Origin of the sequence: Flavobacterium limicola, from assembly GCF_003634755.1 — a bacterium.
Classification (GTDB): Bacteria; Bacteroidota; Bacteroidia; order Flavobacteriales; family Flavobacteriaceae; genus Flavobacterium; species Flavobacterium limicola.
Genome location: NZ_RBXA01000001.1, coordinates 1,072,478 through 1,089,899, shown reverse-complemented (window position 1 = coordinate 1,089,899; position 17,422 = coordinate 1,072,478). Strand labels below are relative to the sequence as shown.

Below are 17,422 nucleotides of genomic sequence, written 5' to 3'. Positions count from 1 at the left end.
ACAATGAGCACATTTTCAATTTTTTTAGTTTTAATAACTATAGTTTGTTTTCTATTAATCGTAGTAATAATGGTTCAAAACCCTAAAGGTGGCGGATTATCATCTACAATAGGTGGTTCTCAAATGCTGGGTGGCGTACAAAAAACAACTGATTTTTTAGACAAAAGTACTTGGACATTAGCAACTATACTAATTGCACTTATTTTACTTTCTAGCTTAAGCTTTACAGGAACATTAAGTGATACCGATTCAAAAATCATTGAAAACACAGGAAGTACAGCGCCAGCCGCAAACACTCCAGTTGCTCCTGCTCAAAACACACCTGCTGCAACAAATCCAGCACAATAAATTATTACAACATATTCTAAATGCCAGCCTGTCAAAGCTGGCATTTTTTATAAGAAATTATGTCAGTTTGATTAGGATGGCATAATTTCTGAAATCTTTATAGACGTTAAAATAAATAATCTAAAAATATAAAATCATGGCTTTAAACATTAAACCACTTTCAGACAGAGTTCTTATCGAACCCGTTGCAGCTGAAACAAAAACTGCTTCAGGGATTTTTATTCCAGATACAGCAAAAGAAAAACCACAAAAAGGAACTGTTGTTGCTGTTGGTAACGGAACGAAAGAACATACAATGACTGTAAAAATTGGTGATTCTGTTCTTTACGGAAAATACGCTGGAACTGAATTAAAACTAGAAGGAAAAGATTATTTGATCATGCGTGAAGACGATATTTTAGCAATTATCTAAATAGTATTAAGTCCTAAGAATTAAGTATCAAGACAACTTGAAACTTTAAACAAATTAAACTTTAAACAAAAAGCAAAGAAATGGCAAAAGATATAAAATTTGATATAGAAGCACGTGACGGATTAAAACGCGGTGTTGATGCATTGGCAAATGCAGTAAAAGTAACTCTTGGACCAAAAGGTCGTAATGTAATTATTGGAAAAGCTTTTGGTGGACCAAATGTCACTAAAGATGGTGTTACCGTTGCAAAAGAAATTGAATTGAAAGATCCATTGGAAAACATGGGTGCTCAAATGGTAAAAGAAGTAGCGTCAAAAACTAATGATTTAGCTGGAGACGGAACTACAACTGCAACAGTTTTGGCACAAGCAATTGTAAAAGAAGGTTTGAAAAACGTTGCGGCAGGAGCTAATCCTATGGATTTGAAACGCGGTATTGACAAAGCGGTTGAAGCGATTGTGGCTGACTTAGCAAAACAAGCAAAAGTAGTAGGAAGCGATTCTGAGAAAATCAAACAAATTGCTTCAATTTCTGCTAACAATGACGAAGTAATTGGTGAGTTAATCGCTACTGCTTTCGCAAAAGTTGGAAAAGAAGGCGTAATAACTGTTGAAGAAGCTAAAGGAACTGATACGTATGTTGATGTTGTAGAAGGAATGCAATTTGATAGAGGATATCTTTCTCCATATTTTGTGACTAATTCAGAAAAAATGGAAGTAGAATTGGAAAATCCTTATATCCTTTTGTACGATAAAAAAGTTTCTTCTTTAAAAGAATTATTACCAGTTCTTGAGCCAGTTGCTCAATCTGGAAAACCATTATTGATTATTGCTGAAGATGTTGATGGTGAAGCATTATCTACATTGGTTGTAAATAAATTACGTGGAGCCCTAAAAATCGCTGCTGTAAAAGCACCTGGTTTTGGTGACAGAAGAAAAGCTATGTTAGAGGATATCGCTATCTTAACTGGTGGAACTGTAATTTCCGAAGAACGAGGATACACTTTAGAAAACACAACTATCGAAATGTTAGGAACTGCTAAAAAAGTGACTATCGATAAAGACAATACAACTATTGTAAGTGGTGCTGGCGACGCAGATATCATCAAAAATCGTGTCAACCAAATCAAAGGTCAAATGGAAGCTACTACTTCTGATTATGACAAAGAAAAGCTGCAAGAACGTTTGGCTAAATTAGCTGGTGGAGTTGCCGTACTTTATGTTGGTGCTGCATCTGAAGTAGAAATGAAAGAGAAAAAAGACAGAGTTGACGATGCGCTTCACGCAACTCGCGCTGCTGTTGAAGAAGGAATTGTTGCTGGTGGTGGTGTTGCTTTATTGAGAGCTAAAAATGCACTTAGCACAATTAAAGCTGATAATGCTGACGAAGCAACAGGAATCCAAATTGTATCTCGTGCCGTAGAATCTCCATTAAGAACTATTGTTGAAAACGCAGGTCTTGAAGGTTCAGTTGTTGTAGCAAAAGTTGCTGAAGGTACAGGTGATTTTGGATATAACGCAAAAACTGACGAATATGTTGACATGCTTAAAGCAGGTATTATTGATCCTAAAAAAGTAACACGTGTAGCATTAGAAAACGCAGCTTCGGTTGCCGGAATGATATTAACTACTGAATGTGCTTTGATAGATATCAAAGAAGATAATGGTGGCGGAAACCCAATGGGTGGCGGTATGCCAGGAATGATGTAATAATCATCTTCCTTAAAATAAAAAAACCGTCTCGATATAATTGAGACGGTTTTTTTATGAGTTGTAATTTATTGTTATTCTTGAACTTTTGATTTTTTACTGAACTTGTAAATTACGGGTAAAACAGTAATTCCAACTAAAATCAAAACAATTAATTCGATGTGTTCTTTTAAATCAATTTGATAATTTTCAAGTAAGAAACCATATAAATAATGTCCGGCAAAAATTAATGTAAATGACCAGATAAATGAACTCAGGACATTATAGAACATAAATTTTTGTTTATCCATAGATACAATTCCAGCTACAATAGGTGCAAACGTTCTGAATATGGGAAGAAAACGTGCAAAGATGATTGCTTTTCCACCGTATTTTTCAAAAAAGTCTTTGGATTGAACCAAGTATTTTTTCTTAAACCAAAAACTATCTTCCTTGTTGTACAAATAGTATCCACTTTTTGACCCAAACCAGTATCCTACTACATTTCCTAAAATTCCTGATAATGCTACAAGAGTTGATAAAAGAACAACATTTATAAAATCGTTATCAATAAATAAAATATTCTCTATTAATTCCCGGCTGTAAATTCCCGCCAAAAATAACAAACTATCACCTGGTAAAAAGAAACCAGCAAAGAGGCCTGTTTCGGCAAATACAATAAATAAAACTATGTAAATACCCAATTTAATTCCATTAACATCAAAATGAATATAAAAAAGTGGGTCAATTAAATTCTTCCAATCAAAATCGTTCATTCTTAGGTTTTTTATGCTAAAATTATTCGTGTGTGAAAGTACGGATAATATATCTTAACCACAATTTATTGCTTTATTTTAAAGTTTTATTAACGGTTCAGTATATCACTTAATTTTGAATATAAATTAGTCACCATAGTTTTTAAAAAACGTCACAAGAATTACCTCATTTTCTCACCGACTTAATCGCAGTAATGATGTAGAATTTCAGTAAAAAATCTACAACTCAAATTCTTGCCCAATAAGAGGCACTTTACAATCAAAACCATATTTTTCCTGAATTTTTATTCGTAGTTCATCCATCGGCTCATTTTCACCATGAACTAAAAACACTTTTTTTGGTTTATTTTCTAATTCTGACAACCAATTGAGCAAATCTTTTTGATCTCCATGTGCTGATAAACCTTGTATTTCTAAAATATTTGCTTTTACCGGATAATATTGTCCATGAATTTTAATTTCTGTTGCTCCTTCTAATAACTTTCTTCCACGCGTTCCTTCCGCCTGATATCCTACAATAATTACGGTAGTTTCCGGAAGACCAATATAATGTTCGAGATAGCTCAACACCCTTCCTCCCGTAACCATTCCGCTGGCTGCTATCACCACTTTAGGTTGTTCATCAAAAATTACCTCCATAGTTTCCTGATAATCCGAAACCAATGAAAACATTTCACTCATTTCGGCACATTCTTCCAAGGACAATTTGTGCCACTTTTGGTTATTCGAAAAAATATTCAATGCATTAATTCCCATTGGCGTATCAATAATATACGGAACATTAGGAATTTTATCTTCTTTTCTTAGTTGCCACAATAGATACATGATGGTTTGCGCACGCTCAACGGCAAAACTCGGAATAATAATCGTTCCGCCTTTATTGACCGTATTATTGATATACATTTCCAGTTCTAATTTAGTGTCCGTTTTAGGATGAATACGATTTCCATACGTACTTTCCAGAAAAACATAATCGGCTTTTTTAGGTTTAGTTGGCGGAAACATCAACACATCATCATCACGGCCAATGTCACCTGAGAAAACTAAGGTCTTATTCTCAAGAGTTAAAGCAATACTACAAGCGCCCAGAATATGTCCTGCATTGGTATAAACAGCTTCAATTTGGGCATCTAAAGCAATAGCCTCATTAGTTTCAATTACTCTAAATAGCGGAAAAACTTTCTCGGCTTGTTCAACGGTATAAAGAGGTTCAGCAATTTCATGTTTCGAATATTTCCCTTCATTGGCATTATTAGCCTCTTCTTCCTGAATCTTTGCACTATCTAAAAGAATTATTTTGGTAATATCTTTTGTGGGCCTTGTACAGTATATTTTCCCTGAAAAACCTTGATTGACTAATCTTGGCAACCAGCCGCAATGATCTAAATGTCCATGAGTGAGCAAAACAAAGTCTATTGTGGATGCCAAAACAGGCAAAGGTTCCCAGTTAAGTTCGCGCAACGGCTTTAATCCTTGAAACAATCCACAATCAATCAAAATCCTAATTCCGTTACTTTCAATTAATGTTTTAGAACCGGTTACAGTTCCCGCACCACCTATAAATCTTACTTTCATGGGATTTGATTTTTAAAATTAAACTGACAGTACAAACTTACTACTTAAAAATACCTACATAATTCTGACGCCTCTTTCAGCACATTTTTCATCCGATTTTCACTTAATCCAATCCTATTGAGACAATCTGAATTGTTAATTATTTCCTTTACTAAAATGACATCTAAAATTAGTAACTTATCTTTTTCAGCGAGAGACAAAGTTGTCAAACAGGTTACGGGATAAAGAGAATTATTATCATTCTTAGTTTTTAAATTATTTTCTGGTGGATAGTTCCAGCTCAGCAAACTCAATTCGGAACATTTAGAAAATGTAATTGCATCTGCAGTGAAACGGTTATTGGTGACAATCCAACATTTAGAGACCATATCTTTTTGGTCAAAAATAGGATGCTTCCTTTCTTTTAAATCATTAAAACGAGACAAAATATACATTGGAACTTTCACATCAGAAGCAACATCTCTGCCCGCATGATACTTACATTCGACCATGGCTATAGTTTCATTTTTTTTGACCAAAACATCTATTTCATGCGAAACACATTTTCCTTGCAAAGTCAAATTGGTAATCGTTTTATAGTTTTCCGCAACAAAAAGACGGGCTATATATTTTTCAAAAAAGAAACCTGCAGGACCTAAAAGCCGAATTGCTTCTCTTAAATTATAACGTGCTGCATGGGAATTAGCACTTTTTTTCAATAGCGAAAAAGCCATTTTATAGATTTCTTTCGTAGAAATACCTTCATACATATGCTTTTTTATGGCATTAAGTATGGTATCAACCACAACAGTACTTGCACCCGATTTTAAAAGAGATTTTTTGAGTTTATCAGAGTTAAATTCTACAATATCTCCAGAATGTTTGATGATTTTCATATTCGTAATGTTTTGATAAACAAACTCTTAAATCACCACTAAAGATACGGAAAAAAGACTACTTATTTTGTTTTTGATAATAAAATCCCGGAACAAATAGCAACACAAAAATAGGTTGGATTAAAAACCTACGGACATAAAATAGAATCCAATTATTATTTTCATTTGCGTAATAGACAATGTAGAAAAAAGCAGCCATTAAAATCATGAAGAAAAAATAATACAGTGCAAAAGCAAATTTAACCATTGTCACATCTTTGAAGAGGACGTAGATAATACCCAACGAGATAGCAGTATTTAATGTATAACGAAAAAATAATCCTAAAAATAATTGGGTCGAATTAAAACTTGGCAATCGTAGCTTTGCAAAATCTTTTTTAAAAAAATCCAAAAAAGGATCATAAAACAACTGATTTTCAAAAGCACGAACCAACACTAACAATGCCACCAAAAAAAGGAATTGCAGAACTCGAATTTTGTTATTTAGTATCTTTTGAAGCATATCTAGAAAAATTACGGACCCAAATTAACCACAAAATAAAAACCACACCATAAATATACAAAGGAAAAAGGACTCCGTGTAAAAACGGCTCTTGTTTTGGAAAATAAAAAATCAGTGCACTTAAAGCTGCAATTCTCAAAACATTCAACACATAAATGAGTAGGCTTCCGCCAAAGATAAAAAGCAAGGTTGTTTGTAGCCTTCCTGAAAAAGCGACCACAAATGAAATGAACAAAATAATCACACTAACTGCATTACAGCCTTCAACAATTCGGGCAACATATTTACCATTGTAATACAACTTCATATAAGCATCTGTTGCACTTTGTTCAATGAAAGATTGGTTATTAAATAATTGCATAACCCATTGTGTATTATCACTCACCATTCTGGTAATAGAATCTATTATATTTCCTTCAAATCCATTAAGATAGTGCTGATACAAAAAAGTCAGTACTGTATATGTCAAAAAAAAAGTGCCCAGAAAAAGCAAAAATGGCTTGTAGAGAATAAAATATTTTTTCAAAATCAATTTTTTAACAAATTTATGTAATTTTTGAAACTGGCTTTAAATACTTTTGCATAAATAAAAATTAAAAATATGACATTTCAAGAATTACAACCAAAAGTAACCGAAATCACTTTAAACACGGCAAAATCTAGAGACGAAAAGCTATTATCTATTTGTCAATTGCTTAGCGATTCTATTTCATATTATAATTGGGTTGGATTTTATTTTGCAAATCATGAATCTAAAACATTGCACTTAGGACCTTATGTAGGAGCAGAAACAGACCACACAGTAATCCCTTTTGGTAAAGGAATTTGCGGACAAGTAGCCGTTTCTAACGAAAATTTTGTAGTTCCAGACGTTTCGGCGCAAGACAATTACATCGCTTGTAGTTTTACCGTAAAATCAGAAATCGTGGTACCGCTTTTTGTAAACGGAGAAAACATAGGTCAAATTGATATTGACAGCCATGTAATAGATCCTTTCACTGAAGAGGATGAAAAATTCCTAGAGTTTGTGAATCAAGAAATTGCGAAGTTATATTAAGATTTAAAACAATGCATCACTGGCAATTCATAAATGCTTCGCTAATTCACAAATAAAGAAAGGTTTATTTTGTTCTTGTCATAATTATTTTTTACTTTTGCACCCGTCATATAATAGATATATGACATACATAAAAATCATTAAACAAATATTGGAATGTATTTAACTAAAGAGATTAAAGAAGAAATCTTCGCTCAACACGGAGAAAAAACAAACACAGGAAAAGCTGAAGCGCAGATTGCTTTATTCACTTTCAGAATTAGCCACTTGACTGAGCACTTGAAAAAAAATCGTCATGATTATAATACAGAGCGTTCATTAGTATTGCTTGTAGGTAAAAGAAGATCTTTGTTGGATTACTTGAAGAAAACAGAAATCAACAGATACCGTGAAATTATCAAAGTATTGAATATCAGAAAATAATCAATATAAAAGAGGTGCGAAAGTGCCTCTTTTTTTATTTTACAATTTAAAGTCTAAAGGTTCTATTTTGGTCCTGACACAAAAAGGATTAGAATCAAGACTACACCATAAAGTCTGTACTAAATTAGTACGGATGAATAAAAAAAGTTTGGTTTTTCATTGGGTTTTAGGCATTAACTACGCAAAACAACAACTACAACACAACTAGAACCCATGTTTAACTAATAAATTAAATTTATGATTCCACAATTATTTGTAGAAAGTATCGATTTAGGTGATGGCAGAAACATCACAATCGAGACAGGTCGTTTAGCCAAACAAGCGGATGGATCTGTAGTAGTAAGAATAGGTAAAACTGTTATTTTAGGAACAGTTGTATCTTCAAGAAAAGCAAGTCCAGGTATCGACTTTTTACCACTTACGGTAGATTATCGTGAAAAATTTGCTGCAGCAGGACGTTTTCCTGGTGGTTTCTTCAAAAGAGAAGCGCGTCCAAGTGATAACGAAGTACTAACAATGAGATTAGTTGACCGCGTTTTGCGCCCTCTTTTCCCAGATGATTATCACGCAGAAGTGCAAGTTATGATTCAATTAATGTCTTATGATGAAGATGTAATGCCAGATGCGTTAGCAGGTTTAGCCGCTTCTGCAGCATTAGCTTTATCTGACATTCCTTTCGAAACTTTAATTTCTGAAGCTAGAGTTGGAAGAATTGATGGTAAATTCATCATCAATCCAAGTCGCGCACAATTAGCTTTATCTGATATCGATATGATGATTGGAGCTTCAATGGATTCTATCGCGATGGTAGAAGGTGAAATGAAAGAAATTTCAGAAGCAGAAATGTTAGAAGCAATTAAATTTGCACACGAACATATTAAAAATCAAATTGCTGCTCAACTACGTTTGCAAGCTGCTTTTGGAAAAAAAGAAGTTCGTACCTATGAAGGCGAAAGAGAAGATGAGACTATTTATGCAAAAGTAAAAGACGCATCTTACGATAAAATTTATGCTATTGCAAGCAAAGGTTCTTCAAAACAAGAACGTACCGCTTCATTTGCAGAAGTAAAAGAAGAAGTAAAAGCTTTATTTACAGAAGAAGAATTAGCCGCAAATGGCGATTTAGTTTCTAAGTATTTTTACAAAACTAACAAAGAAGCAGTTCGTAACGTAACCCTAGATTTAGGAACACGTTTAGACGGAAGAAAAACTACCGAAATCAGACCAATCTGGAGTGAAGTAGATTATTTACCATCGGTTCACGGATCAGCATTGTTTACACGTGGAGAAACACAAGCATTGGCAACAGCAACTTTAGGAACCTCTAGAGAAGCAAACCAAATTGACTCTCCATCAGAACAAGGTGAAGAAAAATTCTACTTACATTATAACTTCCCTCCTTTCTCAACTGGTGAAGCTCGTCCTTTAAGAGGAACTTCAAGAAGAGAAGTAGGTCACGGAAACTTAGCTCAAAGAGCGTTGAAAAACATGATTCCTGCTGATTGTCCGTATACAATTCGTGTAGTATCTGAAGTTTTAGAATCTAACGGTTCATCTTCTATGGCTACCGTTTGTGCTGGAACATTAGCACTTATGGATGCTGGTATCCAAATGATTCGTCCAGTTTCTGGAATTGCAATGGGATTAATTACTGATGGAGAACGTTTTGCTGTATTGTCTGACATTCTTGGTGATGAAGATCACTTGGGAGATATGGATTTCAAAGTAACGGGAACTTCTGTAGGAATTACAGCTTGTCAAATGGATATCAAGATTGACGGATTGAAATATGAGATTATGGAAGCAGCATTGGCGCAAGCTCGTGACGGTCGTTTGCATATTCTTGGAAAATTAATCGAAACTTTAGCGGAGCCAAAAGCAGATGTTAAAGCGTATGCTCCAAAAATCATTACAAGAAGAATTCCTAATTCGTTTATTGGAGCATTGATCGGACCTGGTGGAAAAGTGATTCAAGAATTACAAAAAACTACAGGAACTACAATTGTTATCAATGAAGATCCAACTACTGAAGAAGGAGTTATTGAAATTTTAGGAACAGATCCTGCTGGAATAGAAGCGGTATTAGCTAAAATTAAATCAATCACTTTCAAGCCTCAAATGAATGAGTCTTATGAAGTAAAAGTAATCAAAATGCTAGATTTTGGTGCAGTTGTAGAATACACTGCCGCTCCAGGAAACGAAGTTTTATTACACGTATCTGAATTGGCTTGGGAACGTACTGAAAATGTTTCTGATGTAGTAAAAATGGGTGATGTATTCGAAGTAAAATACTTAGGATTGGATCCAAAAACCAGAAAAGAAAAAGTGTCAAGAAAAGCACTTATGCCAAGACCTCCACGTGAGGAAAGAAAAGAGTAATCAGATCTTAAGTTTACTAAAGGTTTATTTATAGGAAATCCCGTTTCATGAATTTGAAACGGGATTTTTGTTTTTATTTACTTTATTTTAAAAACAATTGTAACTTTTCTGAAACTCCATACGTATAATCATTTGTACACTTAAAAATTGAGGAGACAAAAACATGAGACAACTTAAAATCACCAAGCAGGTAACAAATCGTGAAACTGCATCATTAGACAAGTATTTACAAGAAATTGGAAAAGTTGACCTTATTACCGCTGACGAAGAAGTAGAATTAGCACAAAAGATTAAAGCTGGTGACCAGAAAGCATTAGAGAAATTGACAAAAGCCAATTTACGTTTCGTGGTTTCGGTGGCAAAACAATACCAAAATCAAGGGTTAACACTTCCCGATTTGATTAACGAAGGAAATTTAGGATTGATAAAAGCAGCACAACGTTTTGATGAAACACGTGGTTTCAAATTCATCTCGTATGCCGTTTGGTGGATTCGTCAATCTATATTACAAGCTTTGGCTGAACAATCTCGTATCGTTCGTTTGCCTTTGAACAAAATTGGTTCTATCAATAAAATCAACAAAATGTACGCTTTATTGGAGCAATCTAACGAGCGTCCACCATCTGCTGAGGAAATTGCAAAAGAACTGGACATGACCGTAAATGACGTTAAAGAGAGTATGAAAAACTCTGGTCGTCACTTATCAATGGATGCACCTCTTGTTGAAGGAGAAGATTCTAACCTTTATGACGTTTTACGTTCAGGCGAATCTCCAAATCCAGACAGAGAATTAATCCACGAATCATTGCGTACCGAAATCGAGCGTTCATTGGAAACATTAACTCCAAGAGAAGCTGATGTAGTTCGTTTATACTTTGGTCTTGGCGATCAACACCCAATGACATTAGAGGAAATCGGGGAAACTTTCGACCTAACTCGTGAGCGTGTACGTCAAATCAAGGAAAAGGCAATCCGCAGATTAAAACACACTTCTAGAAGTAAAATACTAAAAACCTATTTAGGATAATACAGTCAAATGCTACAAAGTCAAAAATCATATCGTCCAACAACAGTATGATTTTTGACTTTCGGCTTTCGACTAATAAGTAACGACGGTCTGATTAACTGTTCGTTTTTTGATTGATGATTGAAACTCCGGCTGATTACCGGAGTTTTGTTTTTTAATCTGAATTCATTTCAGATTCTCCCACTTTTTTAATCATTTCACATTTCTCTGATTTATTTCACAGCTTAAAATCATTTGGGCGTAACCCTCCGTAAAAACTACGGGTCAGGCTTTCGGCTTTATCTCTCCGTTACACTTCGAGGATACCGCCTCTATCCTTTACGCAAATCACAGGATAATTCACTAATTGAATCTATAAAAAACTTTCTCCAATTGCTGCAAAAAAACTACTTTTGCACAAACAACACAATCTGTAAAGAAACACCGCAGTGCATCTCTACACAACAACTACACAATGAAGAATACACTTATTGCACCATCAGTGCTTGCTGCCGATTTTGGTAATCTACAACGCGACATCGAAATGATTAACAACAGTGAAGCCGACTGGTTTCATATCGACATCATGGATGGCGTTTTTGTTCCAAACATTTCTTATGGAATGCCGGTTTTGGAAGCCATTAACCGCCATGCCAAAAAAACAATTGATGTTCACTTGATGATTATCGATCCAGACCGTTACATTAAAACTTTTGCCGAGTTAGGCGCAAATATACTGAGTGTACATTATGAAGCTTGTACACACCTTCACAGAACACTTCAAGCCATCAAAGCCGAAGGAATGAAAGCTGGAGTTGCCATTAATCCACATACAAATATTGATTTACTGGAAGATGTAATCAATGATATTGATTTAGTGTGTATCATGAGTGTGAATCCAGGTTTTGGAGGACAATCTTTTATAGAAAACACCTATGCTAAAATTGAGAAGTTAAAAGCTTTAATAATTAAAAAAGGAGCAACTACAATCATTGAAATTGACGGTGGTGTAACCAATAAAAACGCAAAACAATTAGTGGAAGCCGGAGCTGATGTTCTGGTGGCGGGAAGCTTTGTTTTCAAAGCAGAAAATCCAACACAAACGATACAAGATTTAAAGAAACTCACAAACTTCTAATAAAAAATGGCGCTTTAAGCGTCATTTTTTATTCAATTATTCGTCTTTGAAATTAATCATGGCCGCTACGTGGGCATACAATTCAGGATGCAAAATTTTAAAAACATGAGGCGTCTCAAAGAAATGCTCCAGAATTACCGATAAAAATTCGAATTGATTTTCATACGCATACAATCTAAAATAATCTGTTCGAGTTAACTCCTTATTCAAAACTGGATCGCTATAATATTTTATAACTTCATTAAACGCATCAAAAAATACAATGGCGCTTGGATCATTACTTTTTAAACAATGGAAATGCAACACATGCGAAAACTCATGTAAACCCAGATTAACATTATCATTTGAAGTCGCATGTCCTAATAAAAAATCTTCCCATGAAAAAACGATTGCTTTCATTTTAGGATTAAATTCTCCTTTGTGATACGCTTTATTCACTGTGGAAAAATAACTAGACGGATAAATTATTATTTTATTGAACAAACGGACAAGATAATTACGCATCCCGAAAGTTAACATTATATAGGTTCCCGCAATAAGCATTTGCATTTGTTCCGTAATAACAATATCCTTGCCTACGAACTGATAGTTCGCAATAAACTCCTTCACCCGATGTTCAAAATACATTTTTCTTTTTGGAGAAAGCCTGTTATAAAATGGAAAATCATTTACTAAAATTTGACGTTGACTGGGTTTCAATTTCTTAGAAAAAGGATACCAATGAATGTAAAGCGGCTTATTAAACAATAAAATATAAGCTGGCTCCACTATTCTAAAAATTAAAAGCAGGAGAAATAATGTCCCAAAAAGTATCGAAATAAAAAGTTGAAGAGACATGTTTTATAACGTTTTAAAATGAAAAATGCTTCAAAATAATTTCAAGGAAACTTGATTTTTTTGAAGCATTTCTGTTTGTATTTGTGGCCGCGACAGGGTTCGAACCTGCAACCCTCAGAGTCGAAATCTGATATTCTATCCAGTTGAACTACGCAGCCAATTTCAGATTACTAGATTTTTAGATTGTTGGAAGAGTCCAAATATCAAATAATCTAAAATCTAATTTATGTCAATAGTTTTTTAACTATTGTAGAAATTGTTTTTCCTTCGGCAGTTCCGCCTAATTGTGCAGCAGCTAATCCCATTACTTTTCCCATTGACGCAATTCCTGATGCTCCAGTTTCTGCAATGATTTTTGCAATCACTGCTTCTACTTCTGCTTCGCTTAGTTGTACCGGCAAGAATTTTTCAATTACTGCTATTTGAGCCAATTCTGGTTCAGCTAAATCCAAACGGTTTTGCTCCGTAAAAATTCTAGCGCTTTCCTTACGAGTTTTTACTAGTCTTTGCAGCAATTTTACCTCGTCATCTTCTGTTATTTCTTCTTTTGAACCTGTAGCTGTCTGAGCTAATAGGATTTCAGATTTAATAGCTCTTAAAGCTTCTAATGCAACGGTATCTTTGGCTCTCATGGCGGTTTTCATTTCGTCCATGATTTGTACTGATAAACTCATATTCTTTATTGTTAATTTGGTTAATCAATTATTTGACTAATCGATTGTTGAAATGCTACTTTTGAAAACGATTTTTTGCCCCAGATGGCAGTAAAAAGCCTTTTTAGGAGAAAATGTGTTTTTTATTGGACTTAAAAAGCGACCAAAGGAAGCTCTTTTAAGGCCTTATAAAAAACACATTTTCGAGAAAAAGCTTGAAACAACAGCTGGATTAAGGCCCGACAAATTTAAAGAATTTTACTCGGATTTACAACAACAGATTGCTTGGTCTTGTCGATAGTTACCGAAATTCCTTGCAATGGCAAAAAATAGCCCGAAAATTAAATATAATTTTCGGGCTACTCCTTTTGGTCTGCGTTCGTTAATCTACGTTATCGTGTAAATAGGAGTTGTTTGAACGCAACTGCAAATCATTATTACTATCTGTTCCTACAGAAATTCTTGAATTTGTATTATTCGTCTGACTATTTGAAATGTCTATTCCTAATCTTTTGTAAGCTGGTTCTTTTTCATACTCATCAATTTTAGAGACATTGTTATGAAACTTATAATTGAATTCTTTTAATTTTTTTCTTCTTTCATCCGCTTTCATTCGCAATGATTCTTCGATAGTCATTTCCATAGGAGATATTGCATCAAAATCTACAGTAGTGTTAACCGAAGTTTCCACTTGTTTCATGGTGATGTTCAATTCCGCCGGCACAACAACTTCTGGCATTTTTGCAACTGGCTTTGCCATAAATTCTGGCTCTTCTTCCATATATTCTTCTAGAGAATATTTGATGATTCCATTATCCGTCAATTCTGTTACGGGAACAAATTGAACGGCTTCATTTACTTTGATATCACGAGTTTCATTCGTCAATTCAAACATCACTTTGTTTTCTTCAACTTGCGCTACTGGTTCAGCTTTGAAAAGTGGCAAATCAAAAGAGAAAGTAGTTTGTTCTTGTCTCTCTACAACTTTAGGCTGTACTGCTTTTACTTCTGCCACTGGCGATGAAATGGTAAAATCAATATCAGTAATAGGAGAAACAATTTCAAAAGTCACGTCTAAATTTTTAATAAATTCAGACATTACCATCAATTCTTCCTTGTTGATTGTTGGTGCAGGTGCTGTAACTACTGGTTCTGGAGCAACTACCGTATCTTCCAACAAATCGAAAACTATTCTTTCGTTTGAATTATCAGCTGGCGATTCTGTATTCAAATCAAACGCAGCAACAGTTCTGTTGGTTAGATTATGAACACTTCTTTGCTCATCTTCTAGCGTGTGTATAATTTTTTTTGGTTCTGTATTTACGATTTCATTTTGTTGTTCAATATCAAAACCGGTAGCGATAATAGTCACTGCAATAGCATCTCCAAGTGATTCGTCTTCACCAACCCCCATGATAATATTTGCATTATGACCTGCTTCAACTTGAATATGATCATTGATTTCTCCAATTTCATCAATTGTAATTTCATTAGTTCCAGAAACGATAAGCAACAATACGTTTTTGGCACCAGTAATTTTATTATCATTTAACAACGGAGAATCTAAAGCAGCAATAATAGCTTCCTTAGCTCTATTTTCGCCTGAAGAAACAGAAGATCCCATAATAGCCGTTCCGCTATTATACAATACTGTTTTGGCATCTCTTAAATCGATATTTTGAGTATAGTGATGCGTAATCACTTCGGCTATTCCTCTTGAGGCTGTTGCCAAAACTTCATCTGCTTTTGAAAACCCAGCTTTGAAACCAAGATTCCCATACACTTCTCTTAATTTATTATTGTTGATAACAATTAAAGAATCGACTTGTTTACGCAATTTTTCAATACCAATTAACGCTTGCTCCTGACGCACTTTTCCTTCAAATAAGAAAGGCAATGTCACAATACCAACCGTAAGAATATCTCTTTCTTTAGCTAATTGCGCAATTACTGGTGCAGCTCCAGTTCCTGTTCCTCCGCCCATACCGGCAGTGATGAATACCATTTTAGTATTTCGATCCAACATTTTTTCAATTTCGGAAATACTTTCAATAGCGGATTGCTGTCCTACATCGGGGTTAGCTCCGGCACCAAGTCCTTCAGTCAAATGTACTCCTAACTGAATTTTATTAGGTACAGAACTGCTCTGTAAAGCTTGAGAATCCGTATTACATACGATAAAATCTACGCCTTTAATCCCTTGTTTAAACATGTGATTTATAGCGTTACTTCCGCCTCCACCTACACCAATAACTTTGATTACATTTGATTGGTTTTTTGGTAAATCAAATGAAATACTTCCAAATTCTGAGTTGCTCATCATTTTATTTGGTTTTTGATATTTATTATTAATTCTTGTGAGTGTTTGTCTTATTCTGCGTTATCTAAAAAATCTTTGATCTTATCAACATAACGGTCAAAGAAATTTCTTTGAATTCTGTTTACAGTAGAATTGTGCTTTTCATTCGAATTTTGTTCTTCTTCCTCTTCTACTTTCTCCGGAATCTCATACACTGGACTCTGAATAACCGGCGCTCTATAAGCGACCACTTTTGGTTCCACAACAGCATCGAGTCGTATTGCACTTTGTGAATTATTCTCAATGCTCTTCATTACTAATCCTACTGCCGTAGCGTACAAGGGACTTGAAATCTCTTCATCTGAATTTCCAGCCAAATGCTCATTAGGATATCCAATTCTAGTATCCATTCCTGTAATATATTCTACTAACTGCTTGATGTGTTTTAATTGTGCACCACCTCCAGTAAGTACTATTCCTGCAATTAATTTTTTACGAGGATCTTCGTGACCATACGCTTTTACTTCCGTAAAAACCTGATCTACAATCTCCACAACACGAGCATGGATTATTTTAGAAAGATTTTTTAAAGAAATTTCCTTTGGTTCTCTGCCTCTTAATCCTGGAATAGATACAATTTCATTGTCTTTATTTTCTCCTGGCCAAGCTGATCCAAATTTAACCTTTAATAATTCTGCCTGTTTTTCAATGATTGAACACCCTTCTTTAATATCATCCGTAATAACGTTTCCTCCAAAAGGAATTACCGCCGTATGCCGAATAATACCATCTTTGAAAATCGCTAAATCTGTCGTTCCACCACCGATATCAATCAATGCAACACCAGCTTCTTTTTCTTCCTGACTCAAAACGGCATCTGCCGAAGCCAATGGTTCCAATGTTAATCCAGATAATTCAATTCCGGAACTTTGAATACATCTGCCTACATTACGAATCGATGAAGCCTGTCCGACTACAACATGAAAACTAGATTCTAATCGTCCGCCATACATTCCTATAGGCTCTTTAATTTCAGATTGTCCGTCAATTTTGAATTCCTGTGGCAAAACGTGTATAATTTCTTCACCCGGTAACATTGCTAATTTATTCACTTGATCAATCAAAAGCTGAATGTCATCCCCACCAATTACTTCTTCGGGATTATGTCTGCTGATATAATCTGTATGTTGAATACTGCGGATGTGTTGACCCGCAATTCCTACTACTACATCTTTTATTTTATAACCTGAATTATTTTCAGCTTCATGTATTGCTTGCTGTATTGATTGTATGGTTTGAGTGATGTTATTTACAACGCCTCTTGCCACACCCAAACTTTTAGATTTTCCTACACCTAAAATTTCTAGTTTACCATATTCATTTTTCTTGCCTATCATGGCAACTATTTTAGTTGTCCCAATATCTAGACCTACTGCAATATTCTCTTTTTCCAT

The 17,422-nt window shown here is 34.6% G+C and carries 17 protein-coding genes and 1 tRNA gene; 8 read left to right on the top strand and 10 right to left on the bottom strand.

Translation table 11 applies throughout. The features are described from left to right. Positions 1–3: 3 nt before the first annotated feature. The 3 genes from secG (at position 4) to groL (ending at position 2,469) form a co-directional block, all read left to right on the top strand. Positions 4–348: a preprotein translocase subunit SecG gene (gene secG / locus BC952_RS04870; protein ID WP_113634855.1), complete on the top strand. Its 345-nt coding sequence runs from the start codon at positions 4–6 to the stop codon at positions 346–348. Between the two features lie 136 nt (positions 349–484). After that, positions 485–760: a co-chaperone GroES gene (locus tag BC952_RS04865; RefSeq protein ID WP_007137725.1), complete on the top strand. Its 276-nt coding sequence runs from the start codon at positions 485–487 to the stop codon at positions 758–760. Between the two features lie 80 nt (positions 761–840). Continuing rightward, positions 841–2,469 carry a chaperonin GroEL gene (gene groL / locus BC952_RS04860; RefSeq protein WP_121364478.1) on the top strand — a complete coding sequence of 543 codons (1,629 nt, stop codon included), beginning with the start codon at positions 841–843 and terminating at the stop codon, positions 2,467–2,469. Between the two features lie 74 nt (positions 2,470–2,543). On the opposite strand, the gene BC952_RS04855 is transcribed toward groL, so the two are convergent. The 5 genes from BC952_RS04855 to xrtF all read right to left on the bottom strand — a co-directional run bounded on the left by BC952_RS04855 (position 2,544) and on the right by xrtF (position 6,702). Next, positions 2,544–3,224 carry a DedA family protein gene (locus BC952_RS04855; protein ID WP_113634852.1) on the bottom strand — a complete coding sequence of 227 codons (681 nt, stop codon included), beginning with the start codon at positions 3,222–3,224 and terminating at the stop codon, positions 2,544–2,546. Between the two features lie 219 nt (positions 3,225–3,443). Beyond that, on the bottom strand, positions 3,444–4,799 hold the full coding sequence (locus BC952_RS04850) for an MBL fold metallo-hydrolase RNA specificity domain-containing protein (protein ID WP_121364477.1): 1,356 nt from the start codon (positions 4,797–4,799) through the stop codon (positions 3,444–3,446). A 44-nt stretch (positions 4,800–4,843) separates the two neighbouring features. Further along, complete coding sequence (locus BC952_RS04845; RefSeq protein WP_121364476.1) at positions 4,844–5,674, bottom strand: ATP cone domain-containing protein; 831 nt, start codon at positions 5,672–5,674, stop codon at positions 4,844–4,846. Between the two features lie 58 nt (positions 5,675–5,732). Then, entirely contained in the window at positions 5,733–6,176 is a 444-nt protein-coding gene (locus BC952_RS04840) for an exosortase F system-associated membrane protein (RefSeq protein ID WP_121364475.1), read from the bottom strand. Further along, positions 6,154–6,702, bottom strand: a complete 549-nt coding sequence (gene xrtF / locus BC952_RS04835; protein WP_121364956.1) for an exosortase family protein XrtF — start codon at positions 6,700–6,702, stop codon at positions 6,154–6,156. Before xrtF ends, BC952_RS04840 begins: the two co-directional genes overlap by 23 nt. 75 nt (positions 6,703–6,777) lie before the next feature. On the opposite strand from xrtF, the gene BC952_RS04830 reads away from it, so the two are divergent. From BC952_RS04830 to rpe, 5 genes are all read left to right on the top strand, one after another. Next, on the top strand, positions 6,778–7,233 hold the full coding sequence (locus BC952_RS04830; protein WP_121364474.1) for a GAF domain-containing protein: 456 nt from the start codon (positions 6,778–6,780) through the stop codon (positions 7,231–7,233). A gap of 156 nt (positions 7,234–7,389) precedes the next feature. Next, positions 7,390–7,656, top strand: a complete 267-nt coding sequence (rpsO, locus tag BC952_RS04825) for a 30S ribosomal protein S15 (RefSeq protein WP_113634840.1) — start codon at positions 7,390–7,392, stop codon at positions 7,654–7,656. A gap of 237 nt (positions 7,657–7,893) precedes the next feature. Further along, positions 7,894–10,035, top strand: coding sequence for a polyribonucleotide nucleotidyltransferase (locus BC952_RS04820; RefSeq protein ID WP_121364473.1), 2,142 nt, complete (start codon positions 7,894–7,896; stop codon positions 10,033–10,035). Between the two features lie 163 nt (positions 10,036–10,198). Continuing rightward, positions 10,199–11,062 (top strand): sigma-70 family RNA polymerase sigma factor, encoded by an 864-nt coding sequence (locus BC952_RS04815; RefSeq protein ID WP_007137700.1) that lies wholly within the window; start codon positions 10,199–10,201, stop codon positions 11,060–11,062. A gap of 454 nt (positions 11,063–11,516) precedes the next feature. Then, on the top strand, positions 11,517–12,179 hold the full coding sequence (rpe, locus tag BC952_RS04810) for a ribulose-phosphate 3-epimerase (protein WP_121364472.1): 663 nt from the start codon (positions 11,517–11,519) through the stop codon (positions 12,177–12,179). A 36-nt stretch (positions 12,180–12,215) separates the two neighbouring features. Here the strand turns inward: rpe and BC952_RS04805 are convergent, their stop codons facing one another. The 5 genes from BC952_RS04805 to ftsA form a co-directional block, all read right to left on the bottom strand. Next, positions 12,216–13,016 carry a zinc-dependent peptidase gene (locus tag BC952_RS04805; RefSeq protein ID WP_121364471.1) on the bottom strand — a complete coding sequence of 267 codons (801 nt, stop codon included), beginning with the start codon at positions 13,014–13,016 and terminating at the stop codon, positions 12,216–12,218. An 84-nt stretch (positions 13,017–13,100) separates the two neighbouring features. Next, a tRNA-Arg gene (locus tag BC952_RS04800) sits at positions 13,101–13,174 on the bottom strand. A 66-nt stretch (positions 13,175–13,240) separates the two neighbouring features. Beyond that, positions 13,241–13,690, bottom strand: coding sequence for a GatB/YqeY domain-containing protein (locus BC952_RS04795; protein WP_121364470.1), 450 nt, complete (start codon positions 13,688–13,690; stop codon positions 13,241–13,243). A 361-nt stretch (positions 13,691–14,051) separates the two neighbouring features. Beyond that, on the bottom strand, positions 14,052–15,992 hold the full coding sequence (ftsZ, locus tag BC952_RS04790) for a cell division protein FtsZ (RefSeq protein WP_121364469.1): 1,941 nt from the start codon (positions 15,990–15,992) through the stop codon (positions 14,052–14,054). A gap of 47 nt (positions 15,993–16,039) precedes the next feature. Then, positions 16,040–17,422 carry a cell division protein FtsA gene (ftsA, locus tag BC952_RS04785; protein ID WP_121364468.1) on the bottom strand — a complete coding sequence of 461 codons (1,383 nt, stop codon included), beginning with the start codon at positions 17,420–17,422 and terminating at the stop codon, positions 16,040–16,042.